This is a genomic window from Novosphingobium sp. Gsoil 351, from assembly GCF_009707465.1.
Taxonomy (GTDB): Bacteria; Pseudomonadota; Alphaproteobacteria; order Sphingomonadales; family Sphingomonadaceae; genus Novosphingobium.
The window spans coordinates 1,642,775-1,664,931 of sequence record NZ_CP046120.1 but is presented as its reverse complement, the minus strand read 5'-3'; the positions used below and the strand labels follow the sequence as shown (position 1 = coordinate 1,664,931).

Annotated in this window: 17 protein-coding genes and 2 pseudogenes; 10 read left to right on the top strand and 9 right to left on the bottom strand. The window is 65.3% G+C overall.

The genetic code is table 11. The features are described from left to right. Positions 1 to 98 precede the first annotated feature (98 nt). Complete coding sequence (locus GKE62_RS07975; protein ID WP_154691789.1) at positions 99 to 1,130, top strand: nuclear transport factor 2 family protein; 1,032 nt, start codon at positions 99 to 101, stop codon at positions 1,128 to 1,130. Positions 1,131 to 1,152: 22 nt separating this feature from the next. On the opposite strand, the gene GKE62_RS07970 is transcribed toward GKE62_RS07975, so the two are convergent. The 4 genes from GKE62_RS07970 to GKE62_RS07955 form a co-directional block, all read right to left on the bottom strand. Next, positions 1,153 to 3,522: a TonB-dependent receptor gene (locus GKE62_RS07970; RefSeq protein WP_195908672.1), complete on the bottom strand. Its 2,370-nt coding sequence runs from the start codon at positions 3,520 to 3,522 to the stop codon at positions 1,153 to 1,155. Positions 3,523 to 3,685: 163 nt separating this feature from the next. Beyond that, entirely contained in the window at positions 3,686 to 5,323 is a 1,638-nt protein-coding gene (locus GKE62_RS07965; protein WP_195908671.1) for a sulfotransferase, read from the bottom strand. Beyond that, the gene (locus GKE62_RS07960; protein ID WP_195908670.1) at positions 5,320 to 6,381 is read right to left on the bottom strand and encodes an ester cyclase; all 1,062 of its coding nucleotides are present in this window, start codon (positions 6,379 to 6,381) and stop codon (positions 5,320 to 5,322) included. The genes GKE62_RS07965 and GKE62_RS07960 overlap by 4 nt, the downstream gene beginning before the upstream one ends. 2 nt (positions 6,382 to 6,383) lie before the next feature. Further along, complete coding sequence (locus GKE62_RS07955) at positions 6,384 to 7,715, bottom strand: MFS transporter (protein WP_154691785.1); 1,332 nt, start codon at positions 7,713 to 7,715, stop codon at positions 6,384 to 6,386. A 122-nt stretch (positions 7,716 to 7,837) separates the two neighbouring features. On the opposite strand from GKE62_RS07955, the gene GKE62_RS18925 reads away from it, so the two are divergent. Then, the gene (locus tag GKE62_RS18925) at positions 7,838 to 8,971 is read left to right on the top strand and encodes an FAD-dependent oxidoreductase (protein WP_255453593.1); all 1,134 of its coding nucleotides are present in this window, start codon (positions 7,838 to 7,840) and stop codon (positions 8,969 to 8,971) included. A gap of 49 nt (positions 8,972 to 9,020) precedes the next feature. On the opposite strand, the pseudogene GKE62_RS07945 reads toward GKE62_RS18925, so the two are convergent. Further along, a pseudogene (locus tag GKE62_RS07945) lies at positions 9,021 to 10,031 on the bottom strand (pyridoxal phosphate-dependent aminotransferase); the annotation flags it as partial. Between the two features lie 196 nt (positions 10,032 to 10,227). On the opposite strand from GKE62_RS07945, the gene GKE62_RS07940 reads away from it, so the two are divergent. Beyond that, positions 10,228 to 11,487, top strand: coding sequence for an FAD-binding oxidoreductase (locus GKE62_RS07940; protein WP_195908668.1), 1,260 nt, complete (start codon positions 10,228 to 10,230; stop codon positions 11,485 to 11,487). On the opposite strand, the gene GKE62_RS07935 is transcribed toward GKE62_RS07940, so the two are convergent. The 3 genes from GKE62_RS07935 to GKE62_RS07925 all read right to left on the bottom strand — a co-directional run bounded on the left by GKE62_RS07935 (position 11,436) and on the right by GKE62_RS07925 (position 15,198). After that, the gene (locus tag GKE62_RS07935; RefSeq protein ID WP_195908667.1) at positions 11,436 to 12,620 is read right to left on the bottom strand and encodes an MFS transporter; all 1,185 of its coding nucleotides are present in this window, start codon (positions 12,618 to 12,620) and stop codon (positions 11,436 to 11,438) included. The genes GKE62_RS07940 and GKE62_RS07935 overlap by 52 nt on opposite strands. Before the next feature lie 35 nt (positions 12,621 to 12,655). Continuing rightward, positions 12,656 to 13,618, bottom strand: a complete 963-nt coding sequence (locus GKE62_RS07930; RefSeq protein WP_195908666.1) for an ester cyclase — start codon at positions 13,616 to 13,618, stop codon at positions 12,656 to 12,658. Between the two features lie 134 nt (positions 13,619 to 13,752). Then, positions 13,753 to 15,198 (bottom strand): MFS transporter, encoded by a 1,446-nt coding sequence (locus GKE62_RS07925; RefSeq protein ID WP_230207068.1) that lies wholly within the window; start codon positions 15,196 to 15,198, stop codon positions 13,753 to 13,755. 182 nt (positions 15,199 to 15,380) lie between these two features. On the opposite strand from GKE62_RS07925, the pseudogene GKE62_RS19710 reads away from it, so the two are divergent. The 7 genes and pseudogenes from GKE62_RS19710 to GKE62_RS07895 form a co-directional block, all read left to right on the top strand. Next, positions 15,381 to 16,325 (top strand): annotated as a pseudogene (locus GKE62_RS19710) (arginine N-succinyltransferase); the annotation flags it as partial. A 79-nt stretch (positions 16,326 to 16,404) separates the two neighbouring features. Continuing rightward, entirely contained in the window at positions 16,405 to 17,475 is a 1,071-nt protein-coding gene (locus tag GKE62_RS18915) for an ester cyclase (protein WP_230207003.1), read from the top strand. Then, a complete protein-coding gene (locus tag GKE62_RS07910; RefSeq protein ID WP_195908664.1) occupies positions 17,475 to 18,545 on the top strand; it encodes an ester cyclase in 1,071 nt (356 codons plus the stop codon). Before GKE62_RS18915 ends, GKE62_RS07910 begins: the two co-directional genes overlap by 1 nt. Beyond that, complete coding sequence (locus GKE62_RS18480; protein WP_195908663.1) at positions 18,542 to 19,186, top strand: hypothetical protein; 645 nt, start codon at positions 18,542 to 18,544, stop codon at positions 19,184 to 19,186. The genes GKE62_RS07910 and GKE62_RS18480 overlap by 4 nt, the downstream gene beginning before the upstream one ends. Beyond that, positions 19,183 to 19,938, top strand: coding sequence for an alpha/beta fold hydrolase (locus GKE62_RS18475; RefSeq protein WP_255453609.1), 756 nt, complete (start codon positions 19,183 to 19,185; stop codon positions 19,936 to 19,938). The genes GKE62_RS18480 and GKE62_RS18475 overlap by 4 nt, the downstream gene beginning before the upstream one ends. After that, on the top strand, positions 19,920 to 21,068 hold the full coding sequence (locus tag GKE62_RS07900) for a cobalamin-independent methionine synthase II family protein (protein WP_154691775.1): 1,149 nt from the start codon (positions 19,920 to 19,922) through the stop codon (positions 21,066 to 21,068). The genes GKE62_RS18475 and GKE62_RS07900 overlap by 19 nt, the downstream gene beginning before the upstream one ends. Next, positions 21,059 to 21,808, top strand: coding sequence for an HpcH/HpaI aldolase/citrate lyase family protein (locus tag GKE62_RS07895; protein ID WP_230207002.1), 750 nt, complete (start codon positions 21,059 to 21,061; stop codon positions 21,806 to 21,808). The genes GKE62_RS07900 and GKE62_RS07895 overlap by 10 nt, the downstream gene beginning before the upstream one ends. Here GKE62_RS07895 and GKE62_RS18470 read toward each other — a convergent pair. Next, entirely contained in the window at positions 21,805 to 22,143 is a 339-nt protein-coding gene (locus GKE62_RS18470) for a hypothetical protein (protein ID WP_230207001.1), read from the bottom strand. The genes GKE62_RS07895 and GKE62_RS18470 overlap by 4 nt on opposite strands. Positions 22,144 to 22,157 lie beyond the last annotated feature (14 nt).

The following is a 22,157-nucleotide window of genomic DNA, read 5'->3' as shown; positions in this document are numbered from 1 at the left end:
GGCAGCGATTGGTGGACTTCCTTCCAAATCGAGGCTACCCCGAGGCATAATCATTGACTTCGTACGCACTGACGAATCCGCGAGGGGGAGGTCAAGCGATGCCGGATAGGAAAGCGGTTGCGGAATACCAGGCCGAAAAGGCCGTCGTCCGCGCCTTCCACGATGCGCTCGACAACTCGACCCCCGCCAATATCGAGCAGGCCCTCGCCCAGTTTGTGTCGCCCGACTGGCACTGGCGCGGCATGCACCCGTTCCATGAGCAATACGGACCCGAAGCAGTCGCGCGTGTTTTCTGGACGCCGCTCAGGAACGCGCTCAGGCCGCTGCAGCGGCGACCCGACATCTTCATTGCCGGCCGCAATGCGATCGATGGCGGGGACAGCGTGTGGGTGACCGAGATGGGCCACCTGATGGGGCTGTTCGAGCGCCCGTGGCTCGGCATCCGGCATACTTTGCGCATCGTCATGCTGCGCTATTGCGAATTCAACCGCGTGGTCGACGGCAAGATCGTCGAGACCGCCATGTTCTGCGACATTCCGCACCTGATGATGCAGGCAGGGCAGAATCCGTTCCCGCCGCAGACCGGAGCGATGCTCGTCCAGCCTGGCCCGCGCACGCATACCGGGCTCTGCTACGAGCGACAGGACCCCGCACGGGGCGAGGCGACGCTGGCCGCGATCGATGCGATGCTCAAAAACCCCGGCGCCAAATTCCACAACAAGGACGAGGCCACCCGCCTTGCCCGGGTCTGGCATGACGACATGATCTGGTGGGGCCCGGCGGGGATCGGGGCGACGTTCACCATCGAGCGATACGTTCGCCAGCACAGTATCCCGTTCGACAACGCCTTATCCGCCGGATACCGTTTCAACGGCCATATCGCCAAGATCGCCGAGGGTGACTTCGGCGGGTTCTTCGGCTGGGCCAACCTGACCTTGCGCAACGCGGGCGGCTACATGGGCATGACAGCCGGCCCTGCGGCGGCCGACATGCGCGTGATCGACATGTACCGCGCCCAGGACGGAAAACTGGCCGAGAACTGGATATTCATCGACATCCTGCATTACCTGGCGATGCAGGGCCTCGATGTGCTCAAGCGCATGGATGCGGTGCAGTCGGGGGGCGGCTGAGGCCCCGCGGCCACATCCGCCCCTAGAACTTGCGGCCCAGGCGCAAGCCTATGGTCAGCGGCTGAATATAGATCCGGTAGATCTCGCCGACCGGGTCCTGGGTGCTGGGCCCGCAATAATTGATGTTGCACCGAGCCGCCCGGCTCTGCTGCCCGCGAGCATCGGTGAGGTTGCGTCCGTAAAGCTCGGCGTCCCAGTCGCCCCACGCATACCCGATCGAGGCATCGAGCGTGGTATAGTCGGGCAGTACCCCGGTCTTGATCAGATCGCTGGTGGTGATCACCGGATTGCGTTGCCCGATATAGGCCACCGCGGCCTGGACGTGAGCCCGGCCTGGGCCCGTGTCCCACTCGTAGCGCCCGGTAATGTTGCCCTTGAACTTGGGAGTAAGCGGAAGGCGCTGACCGGCAGGCGCGGTCACCTTGCCGGAGATAATGAACGGGGTTCTCAGCTTGGCGTCTACATAGGCGGCGGCCGCAGTCAGCGAGAACCCTGGCGCCGGGCGCCAGGCGATGTCTCCCTCGATGCCCTTGGAGCGCGCCTTTCCGACGTTGCCGATCAAGACCACTCCGCTGCCACCGGGCGGCTGAAAGCTGACTTGCACGTTCTTCCAGTCGTCGATGAACGCCGCCGCGTTGACGGTTAGCCGCCCGCCGTCAAAGCTGTTCTTCGTTCCGATCTCATAATTGTAGAGCTTGTCGGCGCCGAACGGAACCGCTGCGCCCGCGCGATTGATCCCGCCCGGACGGAAGCCGGTTGAGTAGGTTGCGTAAACGAGGTTGTCGGGCGTGAAGCGATACGTCGCGTTCGCGCGGTACGTAAAGCCGTCCCCCTTCGATCGCTTGGGCGAAACCGACCCATCCGCATTGAGAATGCCCAGGTTCGTGCACGGGCTTCCCGGCACCACGGCGGGGCCCAGTCCAAACGGCCCCCCGCCCTGCGCCCGTCCCAGGCATTGGCGCACGCCGGTGCCAAAATACGTGGTGTTGACCCCGAAGAACCCTTCCAGCGTATTGTCGAACTTGTAGGCGCGGACGCCCCCGGTCAGGAGCAGTTTGTCGGTGACGTCGAAATCGGCTTGAGCGAAAGCCGCGTAATCGCGGTCGACACGGTCCTCGAGCGTCAACCAGACCTGGCCCGGCCGCCCCGGCACCGACAGGCGGTCCGCGAAGCCGGGCGTCAGGTAGTCGTTCTCGTCACGCTGGAACTGGCGCTGGTAGAACAGCCCGGCGATTGCCCGGAAGCGCGCCTGCTGCGGGGTGGCGATGCGCAATTCCTGGCTGAGTTTGTGCAGGCGGAAGCGGTTGACGTTGATCTGCGAGGGATCGATCAACTGACCGGCGTTGTTGACGACGCCGGTGCCAGACCCGGCCACCAGGTCGTAAAAATAGCCATAGTCCGAATAGTCGTTCTGCGTGTCGATTCTTCGATCCATATAGTACCCGGCGTAGGTCACCTCGAAATTCGAGATGCGGCCGGTGATCGTGAGACCGGCCTGGTACCACTTGTCCTCGCCGAATTCAGGATAGTAGTGCGCGACCTTGAGCTCGCCGACCTTGTCGTCGTCCGATTGGAAGCTGCCGTCCCAGTTGGTCTTTTGCGCGATGACCGACGGAGTCACGGTCCAGTTGTCGTCAAGGTCGATGCCAAGCTGCGCGCGAAGCCCATAGATGTCGACCGGGTTGTGATCATCTTCGACAAGCGCCGCGTTGCTCTGCGTGATTTTCGAGCTGGGAAAGGTGCGCGAACCCAAGACGTTGTCGATGTAGCCGCCGGTGTGTTCATACCAGCCCACCACTCGCAGCGCGGCGCGATCCTGCACGACTGGCACGTTGAAGAAGCCTTCGATCTGGCCACCCCAATCGCCGTGGGCGATCTTGTTGACCTCGATGTCCGCGCGTCCCTCGACTTTGCTCGAATTCGGCTTGTTGGTGATGATCCGGACGGTGCCAGCTTCACTCGAAGCGCCGTACAGCGTGCCTTGCGGACCCGCGAGAGCTTCGACTCGGGCGATGTCATAGACGTGGATATCCACCGCCCCGAGGATCGAGGTGATCGGTTGATCGTCGAGGTACGAGCCGACGGTCGGCAACGTACCGGACGTTACCAGACCGCCGCCGGTCGAAATGCCGCGGAAGGAGATCGAGCTGTTGCCGGGAACGCCGGTGCTGCCAGTGGTGAAACTCGCGCTTGGCAGGTAAGCCATATAGTCGACGAAGTTGCGCACCTGCAGCGCCTCGAGCTTGTCGGTGGTGAGCGCGACCACGCTCGCCGGAACGTCTTGAAGGTTTTCCTCGCGGCGCTGGGCGGTGACGATAATCGGCGCCCCCGCGTCGCTCTCAACCTCGGCGCCCGCGGTCTGGGCGAATGCAGGAATTGCAGTCGAAGTCATAAGTGTCGCCGTGCAGCACAACAGGGCCCTCGTGCCAAGGATTCCAGCTTCTGACATGCTTATCTCCTTCCCTGGAATAGGTCGTCGCCCTTTTGCGGCGATCGGTGGGTGGGCTGCTGCATGTCATTTCGCGCATTCGAATGCAAGACTGTTGAGGGCGATTTCACGCAATCTGCGTCAATGCCCTCTCATACTCGACATCCGCTCCGGCCAGTGCTTCCCGCAGCGGACCAAGCCACTGCGCGTAGTGCCGCCATGCCTCGTCGGGTGCTTTGGCGATGGGGCGGCGGACCTGCTCCGAACTCGCGGTTCGGACCGGTCGGGAATTGCGGTGCGGCGTCAAACAGCCGGGCTCGAACGGCAACCTGCAATGGTCGAGAAGGCGCCTGATCTCCCTTTCCGGATCGGCGATCAGCCGCTCGTGCCGCACCAGCAGCACCCTGCCCGGCAGGACGGCTTCGTAGTGGGCCATCACGGCGGCGTAGTCTCGCCAATAAAGCCCGATGTCGCGCAGGTCGTAAGTGAAGCCCTGTCCGCGCGAAAAGTGCTGCTTGAACGCAGAGAAACCGTTGGCCATCGGGTGCCGGCGCGCGTCGATGATCGTCGCATTCGGCAGGATTTGATGGATCAGACCGATGTGGGCGAAATTGTTCGGCATCTTGTCGATAAAGCGCGGCCGCCCGGTCTTCCGTTGAATGCCGGTCCCCGCAAGATAGCGCGCGCCAAGCTCGCGCCGCTGGGCCGGGGTCAATCCAAGCAGGTGCGGAATGTAGCCCGCGTCCGCGTCGTCCAGCGTGCCGTCGGCGTCCCGTCCGCCCAGGTCGGCGGCGATCGTCCCGATGTCCGGCAACTCCATCGTTCCTTCGACCTGGCTGTGCGACGCGAGGATCTGCTCAAGGAGCGTCGAACCGGCGCGGGGCAGCCCGACGATGAAGATCGGATCGTCCGCCGGATGTCCTCCAGCGCCAGCGCGGGCGAACGCTTCCGCCGTGAACCGATCGCGCGACGCGGCGACATGCGCACTCGTGCGTTCGGCGCGATAGGGCAGCTCCGCGCGGCGCATTCGGTTGCCCGCCGCGTAGTTCTCGAACGACGCGGCATAATCGCCGCGATCCTCTAGCGCTTTGCCCAGCGCGAAATGGAGATGATAGCGATCCGCACTGTTCGCCGCGGCGGCGAGGGCGGCGTGCATCCGGGTCATGTCGTGATCGTCGAACCCGGAAACCTTGAGGTTGGCCAGACTCCACCAGGCGTCGCCGAACGAGGGCTGGATCGCAATCGCGCGCCGGTAGGCGGCGACACTCTCGTTCTGGCGGCCGACGGTTTTGAGAACGTGTCCACGGCTTACCCAGATCGGTGCATTGTCGGGGAACGCTGCCAGGATACGGTCGTACGCGTCCAGCGCCGCATCGTACTCGCCGGTCCTGACCAGCACCGCGGCCTTGAGTGCGAGGTGGCCCAGATCGGCGGGCTCAGCCGCTATGAGGCGCTCGGCGTGGGCGAGCGCGTCGGCGAATTTGCTCTGCCGGTGGAGGACGGTGACGTAGTTCGCCCGCGCTGTATGAAAGTCGGGGGCAAGCTCGAGCGCTCGCGCGAGAAGCGCTTCGGCGTCGCGGTAACGGCCGAGCCGCGCGGCGACCTCGGCCAGCATGCGGATTGCCGCAACCTCGGTCGGCCGGGCACGAAGCACGCCTTTGAGGCCGCGCTCGGCCACGTCGAGCCGATCGCTCGCCATCGCCGCCGCGGCAGCGACGAGCTCGGGATCGCGCTGAGCCGCGGCAAGGCGCGCGGCCAGCGTCATCCGCGATAGGCCATCGCCATCACCGCAACCTCGTCGAACACCGTCCATTCCTCGACGATGCGCGGCCCATCGAGCCGGAGATGCGAACTGCCCATCATGAACACCGGCCGCCCTACCGGCAGCTGGTTGCCAAGCACGCCTCCCCGCGCGGACGTTCCCGTCAGGACCCATCGCACTGCGACAATGACGCCGTCGGTCTCGTCAGCCCAGCAGACGTGATTGACGCTCATCTCGCCGTCGGGGATGGCGGCAAGCACGCTCAGGGTGAGGTCGGAAATCGCTGCGAGCCCATGCGCGCTACGCCCGCTCGCCGAATGGACGATCGCGTGCGGAGCGTAGAACTCGGCCAGGCGGTCAAGGCGGCGAGCGTTCCAGACGCGCTCGAACAATGACCGCGCCCAGCTCTCGATCTCGCCCGCATCGGCAAGAGGCGGCGGCGAAGCGCCCGGAACCGGGGCGCTGATCAGATACGGCTCGGCGGCAGGCTTGAGCGCCACCCGTTGCGCCGCCTCGTCGAGATCCAGACCGACCTGCCGCACCATCGCGCCATTGTCCCGCACCAGCCATTCGGTGTGGATCTTGTTTGCGGCGCTGATGCAGTCCGCGGCGAAGCGCAGCGAATAGCGCCGCCCGGTGGCGGGACCATAGTCGCTGGGCGCAAGATTCGTGGCGAACCCGTAGCCCAGGTGCGCGGTGTAGAAGCCCAGCGCTTCGTCGCCGCTCCAGGCGACGTTGAGATGGTTCGTGTCGCCGTCCGGCGCGCCAGCCAGGCCCGCGATCGTGTTGCGGACGACCGCCTCGGCGCCGCGGGTCACGCCATAGCTCGAATAGACCACGCAGTTGGCGTCGTACGTGTCGCGGATGTATCCGACCGCGCGGTCCTGCCAGATTTCGTCGGTAATCCGCACAATGTAATCGACGATGTCGGTGAAGCGGTCTTCGAAGCCCGCCAAGGATTGGGTTCGACCCGTGAGCTCGGCGGGCGAGGCCTTCCTGATGCGCCGAACGCGCGGCCTTTCGGGCAGGTTGAACGGCAGATCGAATTGCGGATGGGCCATCGTCATCCCTCCTTTGCAGCCGGAGCCAGCGCCGCGGCGTCGCGGGCGACCGAGGCTTTGAACCCGCCCTTGCGGGTCTCAGGCAATGCGAACCACAGCGCCGCTCCCGCGACATAAACCACCGAGGCCAGGCTCATCGACGTCGTGATGCCGAGGTGCTGCGTGGTATAGGCGGCGAGCAGCGGCGCCCCCAAGGCCATCACGTGGCCGATATGGAACAGCGCGGCCCCGAACGGGCGCAGCCGGACCGGAAAGAGTTCGGCAAACCAGGCGCCCCAGGCGGTCGTGCACGACATGCCGAAGCCGAAGACGAAGCCGAACAGCGACAGCCAAGTCTGGTCCAGCCCGGGCTGAACGAAGACCAGGACCATCACTGCCGCCAGTATATAACCGATCAGCGGGACCTTGCGTCCGAAGCGGTCGGCTATGATCGCCCAGAAGAAGTTGCCGATGAAGGAACCGGCGCTGGTGAAGGCGACGATCGCGCCCATCGCGGCCGCGGTCATTCCCAGGGTGTTCTTGACGTAGAGCGTAACGAAGCCCTGGAACAACTGCCAGGCGTTGAAGTCGAGCCCGGACAAGAGGATGCAACCGGCCATGATCCAGCGCAGCCGCGGTGCGAACATCTCGCTCCATCGCCCGCCGCCGTCCGTGCCGCTCCCCGCCTCGTCGTCATAGGCGGCATAGTTGCTGTCCTTCGGCACCGCGAAGAACAGCACGACCGCGATCGGCAGCGGCATCGCGGCCAGCCACAGCAGTACGGTCCAGTGCGCGTCGCCCAGCCAGCCGCCCAGCACGCCGATAAGAATGTTGGCGCCCGGGTACATCGCCGAATTCAGCGCGATCAGCTTGGCCCGGCTCTTTGCGGGAAATAGCGCGACCACCAGGCTGGTGGCGACGACGTAGTAGCCGCCGAGAAGCCCATCCATGAAGAAACGCAGTCCGATCCACACGCCAAGGATGCGGGTCGCCGCCTGGAGCACCGCAAGGGTGCCGATCCCCGTCGCGATGAGGATGACCGCCTTGCGACGGCCTGCCCGGGCGACGAAGTGCGACCACACGATCGCGCCGATCGTCACCCCGACGTTGCCGGCCATCGTGATGAGCGCCGTGTCGGAGATCGAGAACCCGACCTGGCTGACCAGGTACGGTCTGACGAAACCCACGACGATGTAATTGTAGCAGTAGAAGACATAGCCGAGCAGCACCGCGACATACGCGGCGATGCGGATCGACAGCGCCACTTCGCTGGCGTGAGGGACTTCGCGCGATTGCGGCACTTGCGACTCTCCCGATCCCGCGACGGCGCTGCGCCAGACGGAATCGATTGCCATATTCCCCACGAATGCATACGCAGTCAACTCGCAATGCCGATTTTGCGCTCCCTCGCCGATCTCGATCCACTTTTCGCCGAGGAGGCCCGGATGCCGGGGCGCTCCCCGCGCAGGTCGCGGCCGTGACGTACCGCGCCTGCGACGTCGCGGTGGTGGGAGCAGGCGCGTTCGGTGCGTGGACGGCGCTGAGCCTCGCCGAAGCGGGTGTCCGCGTCACGATGATAGACATGTACCCCACCCCCAACCCCCGCTCTTCGAGCGGAGGAGAGTCGCGCAATATCCGTGCCGCGTACGGCGCTGATGCTTTCTACACGCGCTGGGCTCGTCGCGCCTGGGCGATTTGGGGTGAACGGCAAAGGCAATTCGAGACGACTCTTGTCTATCCGTGCGGCAGCCTGCGTGCCGGATCCGACGCCGAGATCGCAGCTCAGGCCGATTTGTTCGCTGCCCTTGGAGCGGCCTTCGAAGTGCTGTCCCCCGACGAGGTCGAAAGTCGGTGGCCGCAAGTGCGGTGGTCGGCGCCTGCAACATTCTATGAGCCCGAATCCGGCGTGCTCGCCGCAGAGCTTTCGCTGCGCGAGGTCGAACGCGCACTCCGCCGAGCCAACGGCCAAGTCATTCGCGGTCGCGGCACGCTCCTCGGACAAGGCGCTTCCACGCGCCTTGAGGTCGATGGAGAGCAGTTTCCCTGCGGTACCATCGTGCTCGCGTGTGGGCCGTGGCTGCCGCGATTGTTGCCAGACCTGCTCGGAGGGTTCATCCGCACCCCGCGCCGCGAGCTGCTGTTCGTCGCGCCGGAACTTGGCGATCCGCGCTTTGGCTGGGAGCGCTGTCCCAATCTCGTTGACCCGCTCGGCTGGACCTCAGCGGACCTCGGCAACGGGGTCAAGATCGCGCCGCCCATGCGCGGGATAGACATGGACCCGGATTCGGCGGAGCGCCTGCCTACGCCTCTCGCGATCGACGGCGCGAAGCAGTTCCTTACCGCCCGATTGCCCGCGCTTGCCAAGCGGCCCATTATATCGGCCTATGTGAGTCAGCTCGAAAATACCGCCTCCGAAGACTTCATAATCGACCGCCATCCGGAGGCGGCTCATGTCGTGATAGCAGGAGGCGGCTCAGGCCACGCGTTCAAGTTCGGGCCACTTTTGGGCGATTACGTAGCGCAGATGGTCTTGGACGGCTCGCGGGGCGAACACGCCGCGCGGTTCGGGTTAGCCGCTCATCGGCCTCTGCTCCCCGGCGAGGGAGCGTGAGCGCCCCCTGACGGCTGCGCTCCGCTGCAGCAACCAGTTTGCGCAGCCCGGCTTCGAGAATCGCCGGATCGACGCAAAGCGCGACCCGCACACTAGCCGGGGCTTGGCTACCGAACGCCGGGCCCGGCGCCACCGCCACCCGCTCCTGGTCCAGCAGCCGTTGTGCGAAGGCCGTGCTGTCGGCAATGCAATCAGACAAGTCGAGCATTGCGTAGAACGCGCCTCCCGGCGGAGCGATCGGCCGGCCAAGGTGCGCCAGCAGCCCGGCCGCCTCGTCGCGACGCTGCCGATAAGCCAGACGCATAGCTTCGGCCGCATCCTGACTGCCGGTGAGCGCCGATTCCGCCGCCTTCTGCGCGACCGCGCAGACGCTAGCAAGCGTTGCCTGCTGGACTTTGGCCAGTGGTCCGACCAGCGCATCGGGCGCAGCGACGCAGCCCACCCGCCAGCCGGTCATCGCGTATGTCTTGGAGCAGCTTACGATCGTCACCGTACGTGCCCGATCGGCGACCGCGGCCGCGCCGAGGTGTTCGCCTTCGAAGACGATCCCATCGTAACATTCGTCGGAGATCAACCAAAGATCGTGGCGCTCGGCCATCTCGGAAATCGCGCGAAGCGTAGCTGCATCAAGCACCGCTCCCGACGGGTTGCCCGGAGAATTGACCAGCACCGCCTTGGTTCGCGGAGTGACTTGGGCGCGGAGGTGGTCGAGGTCGGGCTGCCAGCCCGTGTGCGGCGAACAGCGGTAGCCGATCGGCCGAGCGCCAATGAGCTTCGCCATCATCGACCAGTTGGGCCATCCCGGGTCGGGTAGCAGGATTTCGTCGCCCTGCTCGAGTATCGCGGCAAAAGTGGCAAAGAGGCCCGAGACCGCGCCAGCGGTGACCAGCAGGCGCTCGGGCGTCGTATCGTAGCCGTTAACTCGTTTCAGCCGGTCGCACCATGCCGCGCGAAGCGAGGGCAGGCCCTGCGTTTCCGTGTAGCGGGTAAAGCCGTCGCGCGCGGCGCGATGCGCTGCCTCCACAATGTGTGGCGGAGTCGGGAAGTTGGGCTCCCCCAATTTCTAGGCGCAAAACGTCGCCCATCGCCAAAGCGCGATTGGTGATCGCGCGGATGCCGCTGGCCGGTGCCGACGCGGCCCGTTGTGATAGCATTGGCATTTTCGGCCCTCCGTTCAGGGACACATAGCGTTTTGCATCCGAATGCACTAGAGCCTGCTCGTGGAGCGGTGGGAGGGTGCGGTGGCCCAGGTAAAAGTGGACGACGTGGCGGTGATTGGCGCCGGCATCGCTGGGCTGGCGACGGCTCTCAATCTCCAGGAGCGCGGCCGATCTGTGAAGTTGTACGATCCGCTAGGCGTAGGCTTGGGCTGCTCGTGGGGCAGCGGCGGGCTTATCAACCCCGACGCTCATCTGCCCGTCGCAATGCCCGGAATGATCCGCAACGTGCCGAGATGGCTCCTCGACCCGCTGGCCCCATTGGCAGTTCGCCCAGCCGATGCGCTCGCTTCGCTGCCCTTCCTCGCCCGATGGCTCCTCGCCAGCCGCCCCGCGGCGGTGCGCGAGGGCGTCGACGCGCTGCGCGCGCTGCACCGCAACACGCTGCGCGAATACCGCATGCTGCTCGGCGATGCCTACCCCGACCACGTGCACGAACGCGGAGGCATAACACTGTTGATAGGCGAGCAGCCGAGCCCTGCCGAACGGCTCGCCGCCGAACTCCGGCGTGAGCTCGGCATAGTTTGCGAGGAACTGGACCGACGCGAGATCGAGGCGCGCGTGCCTGGAATCGCCTCTCATGCACGACGTGCCCTCTACTTTCCCGGGAACGCCCACACACCCGACCCGGCCGCGCTTTGCGTAGCCCTAGGCGATCGGTTCCGCGAGCAAGGCGGCGCGTTCCGGTCCATCAAGGTCGACCGCATTGTTGCCGGTGACGACTTCTGCACCCTTTGGGCAGGCGGTGAAGCGCATCTCGCCGACCAAGTCGTCGTGGCAGCGGGCGCGCGCACGCCAACGCTGGTCAAGCCGCTCGGCCTAAAGATCCCACTCGTCGCAGAGCGCGGCTACCACCTCCAGCTTGTTGATCCGTCGCTGGAGTTGAGCGCGCCGATGATCTACCGCGAAGGCGGATTTGCCCTCACGCCCATGCGCGGCGGAATGCGTCTCGGCGGAACGGTGGAAATTGCGGATGCCGACGCCCCGCCGAACTATGCCCGAGCCGAAGCGTTGTGGGGTCGCGCGCAGCGGCTGTTCCCGGGCCTGACCGCAGCGGACAAACGGCCTTGGATGGGCAGCCGCCCGGCACTTCCAGATAGCGTGCCTGCGATCGGTCGTCTGCTCAGGGCGCCGAGAGTTGCGATCGTGGCCGGCCACGGCCATGACGGGATGATCGGCGGCCCGGCTAGTGGCCGCCTAGTCTCCGAACTAATTTGCGGTCAAGCGACGCACATCGAGCACCGTCCTTATCGGCCAGACAGATTTGGCTGGAGTACGGTGCTGCGCCAGGCCTGGTGATGTGTTTCGGGCAAGCGGCGCCAGATCAGCCCCGACATGGCGAAAGCGACCGCTGCCAGGGTCATCACGGCCGGCAATCCGAACCTCTCGGCTAGGAACCCGGTCAGGGGCGGAGCGACAAGGCTGAGGCAGCGGCCCCACTGAAAGATCGACGTGGCCGGCGCGCGCAATCGTGCTGGATAAAGCTCGGCGAGCCACGGGCCAATCGTCGCAATGGCGGCAAAAGCAAATCCGAATCCGAACACGGCGACTTGCCTTGCCCACAAAGGCGCCGGGAGAAGGACGAAGGCGGCGCTGAATACACCTGCGGCTATGAGCCCCCGGCCGCCGGCGCGGCGACCGAAGCGGTCTACGACGAAGCCCCAGACGAAACAGCCGCTGATACTGCCAAGGTACGACGCGGTCAGCGTGGCGGCCACTCCAGCAGCAGAAACCCGGTCGACCTCGCTGAGGTACACGGTCAGCCAACCGACGAACGCCTGATGGCCGCAAGCGTTGACCGAGATCATCGCTGTGAGCGCCAGAGTCTGCGCACGCAAGGGCGGGGCGAACAAATCGCGCGCGCGTGGGGCGTCCCTCGGATGGTCTTCGGGATGTGCCGCCAGCGCGAGCAAGTGGGCCCCGAAGCTGAGCAACACGAGCGAGCCGCCCACAGGCCAGAACAGCAGGCGCCAGTCGAGCGGGATCAAAGCCGCCGCCGCCCAGCCAAGTGCGATCACCGCCGAGAAATAGGTCGCGTCGACGAGGCTGGCGAGCCGGCCGCGCTGGCCCGGCGGAAACATATCGACAACCAGCCCGACGGTCACAGGAAAGACAGCGCCCATGAAGAGCCCGAGGGCGAGCCGTTGCACGAAGAGTGCTGCCAGACCGTCGACGAGCGCGCCTGCTGCAAGGCTGAGGCCGCAGCCTGCGGCAACTAGGCTCAGCGTATGCTTCCGCCCGGCGCGATGCTGGACCCGGCCCACCAAAAGCGCCCCGATGAGAGCTGCACCCACTTGCGCCGAATAGGCCAATCCTGCCTGCGCGAGGGACAGTCCATAAAGTCGACGGAACAAAGGCCGCAGCACATCGCTGCTGCTCCACGACCAGCTGTAAAGGAACTGGAGCAGCAGCAAATATAAGACCACCGCCACCCGGGCCCTCTTCGCCGACATTGTCGACGCCACGATCAGGCGCGGTAGATTTGCACAAGCGTGCCGATTTCGTCGAAAACCGTCCATTCCTCGACGATCACCCCGCCGCGGAAGCGGAAGTGGGTGGCCCCCATGATCGCTGCCGGTTTGCCTGCCGGTACCTCGCCAAGGAGACCACCTCCACGGGTCCAGCCCTCGAGCGTCCACCTTGCCGCAACGATCGTGCCGTCGGTTTCCTCCGCCCAACTGACGTGTTCGACGCGGATAGTTCCCGTTGGCAGGCTGGCTAGCAGTTGGAGGATCAACGCGGTTACGTTGCGCAACCCTTGCGCGGTGCGTCCGCCGCACCAATGCGCGATTATCCCCGGCGCATAGTGCAAGGCCAGGTGATCGAAACGTCGTGTATTCCAGGCATCGAAATGGTGCTCGATCCATCCGCGCGGAGTGTCGGTCGGGCCGTCGTAGGCGGCCCGCACTGCTTGTCCGTCAAGCCGGGTGGGAACCGCGATCGTCGGTTGCTCGGGCGCCGGCGCTTGAGCGAGCCGGCGCGCGACCTCGTGGGGGTCGAAACCCATTTGGCGTACGGCGGCGCCGTTGTCGCGCATCAGCCACTCGGTATGGATGCGGTTGTCCTTGCTGATGCAGTCGGCAACGAAGAACCGACCGGTTCTGCGGCCGGTCGCCGGACCGAACATCGTCGCGCCGGTGTTCGTGGCGTAGGCGAAGCCCAAGTGCGAGGTGTAGAAGCCTTCGTCTTCATCGCCGCTCCAGGCAACGTTGAGGTGATGGGATTCTCCATCGCCCGAGGCGCTGACGGCCTGCAGCGTGTTGGCGACGACATCCTCGACCGAGCGTACCGTGCCAAGTGCGGAATAAACGACGCAGTTGGCGTCGTACGTGTCGTAGATGCGCCCGATCGCCCGATCGACCCAAATCTGGTGGGTGATGCGGACGATGTAGTCGACGATGTCGACGAAGTCGTCTTCGAAGCCCGCCATCGGCTGGGTCCGAGGTCCGGCAGGACGCAACAAGTCCGAGGTGCGCGCATGTCGGATGCGGGTGACGGGAGGGCGCTCCGGCAAGGGAAAAGGGGTGTCTGGCGCAGGCATAGTATCCTCGTTGGGCAGCAAGATCAGAGTGGCGAAAGCTCTGCCGACTGCCGTTCGGCGAGCGCGGCGCGGGTGGCTTCGTAAGTACCGCGGGTGACCCGCAGCATGCCGTAAAACACGCCGGCAACGAGACCAGGGATCGCCGACAGCGCGAAGGCGGCGGCGAGGCCCATCAAAACCTCGTTGGAAACCTCACCTGGCTTCGCTCCCTTGGGAAAATCGATGGCGCTGAGGACCCAGCCAGCCAGCGCGGTACCGAGCGCTTGGTCGACCCGCTGGAAGAAGGTTCGGGTCGCGTAGAGTACGCCCTCTTGGCGGACGCCGTACTTGAGTTCGTTCTCGTCGGCGATGTCGGCGAGCGCCGAAGTCACGGTGGTGATCATCAGGCTGTAAGGAGCGTGTTGCAGCACTGAGAAGGCGATCAGGATCCACAGGATGTGCGGCGTTCGCGCGCTCAGCACGCCCGCATAGCCCAAAGCAAGAGGAATTGCCGGGCCGAGGCTGTAGAGGACGAGTGCGATCGCGCCAGTCCAACGCTTGTCGAAACGGGCGTGAAGGCGCTTAACCGCAAAAGCGGCGAAGACGTAACCGGCGAAACTGCCGATTACAAAGAGACTGATCTGGTTGTTGTCGAGCTGCCAGAAGAAGGTAGCGGTATAGAGCCACAGCCCGATCCGCACGCCAGTCATCATCGACAGGAAGAACAATCCGAGCAGCAGCATCACATAGTTGCGGTTGGCAAGCGCTCCGGACACGTCTCGCAGCAGTTCGCGCGGGCCGAACGCCTTCTGGCCAGGCTTGGGCTGCGGTAGGAACGGAATTCGGTTGCGCGTCGACCAGCTCGAATAGCCGAGGATCACCACGACCAGCAGCGCGACCGTCAGGGAAAACACGGGATAGCGCGACGGGTCGAGAGCTCCGTTGGGAAACTTGCCGGAGGCGGCGAAGAATACGCGGAACGAAAGCAGCCACCCCAAGGTGTCGCCCATCCAGAGGCAAAACGTGTTGTAGGCCATCACGCTGGTGCGGCCCAGGTAATCGCTCGACATCTCGCCGCCGAGCGCAAGGTGCGGGGTGTGGTAAACCGTCATCACCTGCAACAGCAGGGTATTCATGACCGACAGCCAGACCAGTTGCCCGGACGTGCCGATGTTCGGCGGATTGTACAGCGCAAAGAACAGCAGGGCGGCCGGAAGGATTGCGCCGAACATGAATGGATGCCTGCGCCCCCAGCGGCTACGCGTGCGGTCGGACCAAGAACCGACCATCGGATCGACAAAGGCGTTCACGAACAAACCGACCGCCAGAGCCGTTCCCACTAGCCCCGCGTCGAGGCCGCGCACTTGATTATAGAACAGCAGCGTGAAGCTGGACGTGGTCGTGAAGACCAGCGCCTCGGCTGTGCTGCCCAGCCCATACGAGACCTTGTCGCGGACGGTCAAAGGCGGCTGGCTGGCGCCATCCAGCATTGCAGTCACGCCGGTTCCAATGCGGCTTAGATCGCTTGCCAAGAGCCAGCGCCCCCCTTTGACTGCGGATGCTGGCCGAATGCCAGACCTGCTACAAGGTATAAGTTCGTTGGGAGCGCTACTCTCTTCTCAAACGACAGTCTAGATGTTGACTGCGTATTCAATAAAGCTACAAAGGCGCGATGGGCGAGGAACAAGCGATCGTAAGGCCGGTAAGGGCTGCCGATCTTGGCGCGGTGCTCCAGCTCGCGCGCCGCGGCGGCAATGGACTGACCAACCTCCCGCCCGATCCGGCAACCCTCGAGCGGCGTATCGCCGCCGCCGAGTCCGCCCTTCTCGACGAGGCCGCACGACTCGCGGGCGCCCCGGTTATGCTGGTTGCCGAACTTGAGGGCGACATCGTCGCCATCGGTATGATCTTCGCGCGCGTCGGCGCGGAATGGCCGTTCTATAGTTACCGGATTACGCGGCAGGCGGCGGTTTCGCGCACGCTCGCCCGCTCACGGCCGCAGCGGCTGCTCAACCTCACCAACGATTTCGACGGGGAAACGGAGGTCGGCGGCCTGTTCGTCGACCCTGAACGTCGCGGTCTTGCGCTGGGTCAGCTGATGGCGCGCGCGCGCTACATGTTCATCGCCACCCACCGCGATTGGTTCGGCGAACGAGTGATCGCTGAATTGCGCGGCTATCAGAACCAGGCCGGACGATCGCCGGTATGGGACGCGATCGGACGGCATTTCTACGATATGGAGTTCGACGAGGCGGACCGCACCGGTGCCATATTCGGCAATCAATTTATCGCGGATCTCGGTCCGCGCTACCCGATCTACGTCTCGATGCTTCCGACGGCCGCACAAGAGGCCCTCGGCCGTCCTCATGACGACGGCCGTCCGGCGCTCGCGATGCTCCTCGCAGAAGGCTTTCGCGACGAAGGCTATGTCGACATCTTCGACGGTGGACCGACACTGGTCTCGCCGATCGACTCGGTCCGCACCGTCGCCGCTTGCCGCAGTTTGCGCTATGCCGAGAATGGCGGCGACGAAGCCGCGCTGATTGCCTGCGGTAGCGGACCGGCCTTCCGCCTAGCTCGCGGACGCGCGCAGGCGCTCGCAGACGGTGACGCCCGGCTTGACGCTGCGGTGGCCGATGCGCTCCATATCCAGACCGGCGACTCGATCTCGCTCGCCCCCTATGGAGTCAGCGGCAATGAGCGATGCGCTGCCCTTTCTCCTGCCCGAGCGTGCCCCGGTGACCCTATTGCGCCAGCAAGACGCGCGCGTCCTGCGCGAGGTGCAGCGCGAACGCTCACAGCCGCTATGTGGATACGAAGACCGGTTCAGCGACATTGTCGATTATATCGTCCGGATTACAGACGAAATCTGGATGGAGCGCGCCGTCGGCTATATTTACGATACGTACGACGCGAGTTGCACGATCTATTCTTCGTACGGGATCGTTCGTTCGGTCGAGGAGGTCGTCGCCTCGACCGTCGCCACCCTCAACGCCTATCCCGATGGCGAAATCCACCATCTCGCCGTCGCTTGGAGTGGAGACGAGAAAGAGGGATTCTATACCTCCCACCTCGGTCACAGCCGATCGACCAATGTAGGTCGCACGCCGTGGGGTCCGGGAACCGGGCGCCGCACTTCGATCCGCTTTGCCGCCGACTGCATAAGCCGCGAGAACCGTATCCACACCGAATGGCTGGTCCGCGACAACGGCGCCGCAGTGCGCCAGCTCGGCTACGATCCGCATGCCATCGCCCGCACCGTAGCGGAGAATGGAACGGCGGAGACTTTCGTCGTCTCACCGCCGACGCGGCTTGACGGCCAGGCGCCGCGCGGACGCCTCGACCTCGACGAGTGCACGGTCGACGGGTGGGCGCGGGCGCTGTTCCACGATGTGTGGAACTTGCGCCGGCTTGATTGGCTTCCACGCGCCTATGCCGAGGATGTGGTGGCCCACGCGGGCGGCGGCCGCACCGCGCAAGGCCTGCGCAACTACCAGGCGCTAATCCTGCACGTCCTTGCCGCGATCCCCGATGGCATGATGCGCGTCGAGCACGTGAGTTGGAGCGAGGAAGCCGATGGGGTCATCGTCGCTGTTCGTTGGGTTCTCGAAGGGCGTAGCGCTCCCGGGGGCGTCCTCGGGGAGTGTCCGGCCGGGCAGCCCGTATTCATGATGGGCATGTCCCATCTGCGGCTTGCTGAGGGCAGGATCGTGGAGGAATGGATGCTATTCGACGAGATTGGCGTGCTGGCGCAGGCTTATCGTTGATGGCTTGGGACCAAGATCTGGAAGTGCTGTCACCGGTCGGCCGACCGATGTCTGAGCAGATGGCCGAAGGGCCGCGGCGGCAGGCACTGGATGGGTTCGACCCAGTGTATCGCGATATCGTCGATTACATCGTCCGCTGCACCCATCGGATTTGGGAAGAGAAGAACGCCGGCTTGTGCCGCACCCATTATGGCGCAGAGTGCGTGATGCACACGCTGGCGGGTCCGACGACGGGGATCGAGACCGTTACCCAGAACACGGTCGCGGCTGTCACAAGCTACGCTGATCGAGTGGTCCTGGCCGAGGACGTGATCTGGTCCGAAGACGCGCCCGGGGTTTTCTACAGCTCGCATCGCATTTCCAGTCGATCGACCCACTTCGGAGATGAGCCGCTGGTCGGTGCGGCCACCATGCGCGGGACCGGCGCGACTACGATCGCCGACTGCAAAGTCGTGGCCAACCGCATTGTCGAGGAATGGCTGGTCAGGGACAACTCGCGCGCGCTTTGGCAGGTGGGAGCAGAACCGAGCGAAGTTGCCGCCGCCGTCGCTGCGCTTGATCGCGAAGGCGATCAGACCCGCCATGACTGGCGCAAGGCGGCAATCGCGGAAACACGCTCGATGGGCAATGTTGACATCGACCCCGGCCACCCCGCATTTGCTTGCGCGCGAATGCTCTGCCGTGCCTTCGTCGAGGACCTTTACGGAGAAGCCGCGCAGCAGCTGTCGCCGGCGGCCGAGGTGCGCTGGCCGTCCAATCGGCACGGATTCGGCCGCGGCTACTGGATCGGCTGTCTGACGCAGATCGCAGCGGTGCTCCACGATCGCGCCTGGCGGTGTGAGCATGTCGCGGCTCGGCCCCTGCCGCGCGGCGATATCGCGGTGGCGCTGCGGTGGTCGCTGACCGGGTGGCACCGCGGCACCGGGGTGTGGGGCGAGCCGAGCGGGCGCGAGCTCTACCTGCTCGCCGCCTCGCATTACCGCCTCCGCGATGGCTGCATAGTCGAGGACGTCACCGTTTTCGACGAGGTGGCAGTGCTGCGCCAAATCGCCGGCGGCTTGGGCGCATGACGGTCTCTGAGCATTTTGCTGCGCTGGCCGACGGGCGCAGGCCCGAGCAGGACGGATTGCTCGGCAACGCACGCTGCGAATGGCAGGGGGTCGAATTTCTTGGCGAGGAGGCCATCCTCGCCCAATTCGCCCGCCAGCGTTTCGACTGCCAAGGCATCGCGTTCCATGTAGAAACAGCCAGCGGTGCGGCGTGGATCGGCACCGATGCTGCGCTCTTCGCCGACCTTTACGACGGCCGTATCGGGCGGCTATGGCGGCTCGGCGCCGGACATCCCGGCAAACTCGAACGCGCCGTATCGGTGGCGTTCGATCCCGATCTGCGTCAGGATCGCGGGGAGGTTGCGTTCCGGGCGGAGGACCACCCCGAGCTAGTGACGGAGAGCGCCGCCGCGCTGCGCAGCGCCGCATCCGCTGCGCTTCAGACCTTGGCGCGAGACGGTGCGCTGCGGGTGCGCGGCTTTGTGACTCGCGCGTTCGGCAACGGCACCGCGGCCGCCGCCCTCGTGGCAGTCTACGTCCTGAGCGACGATGCGCCGCGGCGCTTGCTGCGCGGTTATGCGGCAATCGGCGTGGCGCCTGGCCAGGAGCCTGCGATCGTCATCGACTTGCCGCCATCGGGTGCGTGGACACCCCGCCTATGACCGTCTCGCCGCCCCTGCTGCTCATTCCGGGAAACATGTGCGATGCTCGCCTCTGGCAGCCCGTTGCCCGTCTATTGGAGGAGGACGGGCATCGGGTGCAAATGGCCCCTCGTCTGGACCAACCGAGCATCGGCGAGATGGCGGATGCGGTTCTAGCCGCAGCCCAGGGGCCGCTAGCCGCAGCCCAGGGCCCTCTAATTGCGGTTGGTTTTTCAATGGGCGCAATCGTCGCCGCAGAGATGGCGCGTCGCGCCCCTAGGCGCATTGCAGCGCTCGGCTTGATCGCCTTCAACGCCGCCGCCGACTTGCCCGTGCGTGCCGCGGTGCGGCCGCGCCAGCAGGCCGCGGTCAAGGCGGGCGAGCTTGCGCGCATCGTCGCCGAAGAGCTCAAGCCGAACTACCTCGCCGCCGCCAACCAGCGCGATGGTGCCTTGCTCGACCTGGTCATGGAGATGGCGGAAGAGCTCGGCGCGGAAGCATTTGTCTCGCAGAGCGAAGCCCTGCGCCAGCGCGACGACCTACGCTCGTCGCTCTCCCAACTGCAGATGCCGGTCTTGCTCGCCTGCGGCAGCGAAGATCGTCTGTGTCCGCCTGACTGGCACCGCGCCTGGGCCGCAGCGATCGGCCCGCGAGCCCGTTGCCTGGAGATCGCAGGAGCCGGGCATCTGGTGCCGCTCGAACGCCCGCAACCGCTCGCCGACGCTCTGCTCGGTTGGCTTGCCGAGGAGACCCTATGCCCGACCGCATCCTGACCACGCACGTCGGCTCGCTGCCGCGGGGAAGGGAGCTCACCGAGCTGCTATTCGCCGCCGAGCGCGGCGACGTTGTCGACCAAGAGCGGTTCGATAAGGTGGCTGCTGCCGCAGTGGAGGAAGCGGTGCAGCGCCAGGTCGCGGCTGGCATCGCCATCGTCTCCGATGGCGAGATGAGCAAGATCAGCTACGCGACATATATCAAGGATCGGATCAGCGGTTTTGCGGGTGACAGCCCGAGGCGCGCGCCTGCCGATCTCGAGGCATTTCCGACCTTTCTCGAGCGTCAGGCCAAAGGTGGCGGCACACCGAGTTATCGCCGGCCGCGGTGTGTCGGCGAGGTGCGCCCGGTTACACTCGAACCGCTGCACGATGACATGCGCCGCTTCGCTGCGGCCCGGGAGGCTCACGGTGATCCGGTCGGGTTCATGAACGCCGCCTCGCCTGGCGTCATCGCACTGTTCCAACCCAACGACTTCTACCCGAACGATGATGCCTATCTCGAGGCGCTAGCCGAGGCGATGCGGCCCGAATACGAGGCCATCGTAGCCGCCGGGCTTATCCTCCAGCTTGACAGTCCCGATCTCGGCCTTGGCCGCCACATGATGTTCAAGGACCGCTCAGACGCGGATTATCTCGTCGCCATCGGCCGGCATGTCGAAGTGCTCAACCATGCCCTGCGCAACATCCCGGCCGAATGCTGCCGTATGCATGTCTGCTGGGGCAACTACGAAGGCCCCCACCACTGCGACGTCGAAATGGAGGTCATTCTTCCCACGTTGCTGCGGGCGAAGCCGGCCGGGTTGCTGTTCGAGACCGCCAATCCAAGGCACCAGCACGACTGGGCAGCGTTCGCCGAGAACCTCGCGCGGTTGCCCGGCGACAAGGTGCTCATTCCCGGCGTGATCGATTCCACCACCAACTTCATCGAACATCCCAAAGTCGTGGCCGAGCGGGTCGAGCGCTTCGTCAATCTGGTCGGAGCCGAACGGGTGATCGCCGGAACCGATTGCGGCTTTTCAACCTTCGCGGGTTTCGGCGCGGTCGATCCCGAAATCGTCTGGGCGAAGCTAGCGAGCCTGGCCGAAGGCGCTGCGATCGCCAGCAAGCGGGTGGCGTCGTGGGCTTGAAACAGCGCCTGGCGAGCGGCGATACGCTGTGGGGCTCGTTCCTCAAGACCCCTTCGCCGATCCTCGTCGAGGTCCTTGCTAGCGCCGGACTGGATGTGCTGTGCCTCGATGCCGAGCACGCCCCCTTCGACCGGGCGGCAATCGATACCTGTATTTTCGCAGCCCGCGCCGCAGGAATGCCAGTGATCGTCCGCACCCCAACAGCGGCATCCGAGCATATTCTCAATGCCCTCGATTGCGGTGCTGATGGGGTTCTCGTTCCCCATGTCCGCACGGCGGATGAGGCCCGCGCCCTGGTCTGCGCTGCGCAATACGGGCGGGGGGGACGTGGCTATGCGGGCTCGTCGCGTGCAGCTGGCTATGGTTCGGTCACCATTCCCGCCCACCTTGCGGCAAGTAAAGAGCGCACGGTCGTGTTAGCACAGATCGAAGACGTCGAAGCGGTCGAGGCTGTCGAAGAGATTGCAGCGGTGGCAGGCCTAGACGCGCTTTTCATTGGACGGATCGACTTGACCATCGCGCTTGGCGAGACCGACCCGAATGCCCCGCGGGTGATCGAGGCGGTCGAACGCATACTCGCCGCCGGCCTCGCGGCCAGCCTGCCCGTGGGCATGTTCGTTCCGCGAGACCCCGATGTGGCCGTATGGAGCGAGAAGGGCGCGCGTCTGTTCCTCCAGGGCTCCGACCACGCCTTCATGCGCGCGGGGGCGAGGGCTGCGCGCGCGGCTGCCGGGCTCTAGGATGGCTCGCCACGGACGACGATAAGCTGCGCGTCGCTCGCGCTCGCGGCGTAGGCGCGCAGTAGGCCGATTGGCACGGTCATTGTGTCCCCAGCAGCAAGGCTGACGTTCCCCTCTGGTGTGCGAACTTCGGCATACCCGCTCTGCACGAACACGACCTCGGGGCTCTGCTGCTCTAGCGCAGGCGTGCTCTCCGCGAGCCGCAGCCCGATGCGGCTGACGGTGAACCCCCGGGCGGCTGGAAGCGTGCCTCCCGGGCCGATCGCGCATTGTTCGCCCAGACGTGGGGCAGTCGAGGCGCGAGAAATGATTTCATTTTCGTCGGAGGGCCGCATCCGCCGCAGACCGG

Bases quoted from the DNA above. Each gene is read 5' to 3' on its own strand.
- GKE62_RS07975 (WP_154691789.1), top strand. From the start codon at position 99: ATGCCGGATAGGAAAGCGGTTGCGGAATACCAGGCCGAAAAGGCCGTC.
- GKE62_RS07970 (WP_195908672.1), bottom strand. From the start codon at position 3,522: ATGACTTCGACTGCAATTCCTGCATTCGCCCAGACCGCGGGCGCCGAG.
- GKE62_RS07965 (WP_195908671.1), bottom strand. From the start codon at position 5,323: ATGACGCTGGCCGCGCGCCTTGCCGCGGCTCAGCGCGATCCCGAGCTC.
- GKE62_RS07960 (WP_195908670.1), bottom strand. From the start codon at position 6,381: ATGGCCCATCCGCAATTCGATCTGCCGTTCAACCTGCCCGAAAGGCCG.
- GKE62_RS07955 (WP_154691785.1), bottom strand. From the start codon at position 7,715: ATGGCAATCGATTCCGTCTGGCGCAGCGCCGTCGCGGGATCGGGAGAG.
- GKE62_RS07930 (WP_195908666.1), bottom strand. From the start codon at position 13,618: ATGGCGGGCTTCGAAGACGACTTCGTCGACATCGTCGACTACATCGTC.
- GKE62_RS07925 (WP_230207068.1), bottom strand. From the start codon at position 15,198: ATGCTGGATGGCGCCAGCCAGCCGCCTTTGACCGTCCGCGACAAGGTC.
- GKE62_RS18915 (WP_230207003.1), top strand. From the start codon at position 16,405: ATGAGCGATGCGCTGCCCTTTCTCCTGCCCGAGCGTGCCCCGGTGACC.
- GKE62_RS07910 (WP_195908664.1), top strand. From the start codon at position 17,475: ATGGCTTGGGACCAAGATCTGGAAGTGCTGTCACCGGTCGGCCGACCG.
- GKE62_RS18480 (WP_195908663.1), top strand. From the start codon at position 18,542: ATGACGGTCTCTGAGCATTTTGCTGCGCTGGCCGACGGGCGCAGGCCC.
- GKE62_RS18475 (WP_255453609.1), top strand. From the start codon at position 19,183: ATGACCGTCTCGCCGCCCCTGCTGCTCATTCCGGGAAACATGTGCGAT.
- GKE62_RS07900 (WP_154691775.1), top strand. From the start codon at position 19,920: ATGCCCGACCGCATCCTGACCACGCACGTCGGCTCGCTGCCGCGGGGA.
- GKE62_RS18470 (WP_230207001.1), bottom strand. From the start codon at position 22,143: ATGCGGCCCTCCGACGAAAATGAAATCATTTCTCGCGCCTCGACTGCC.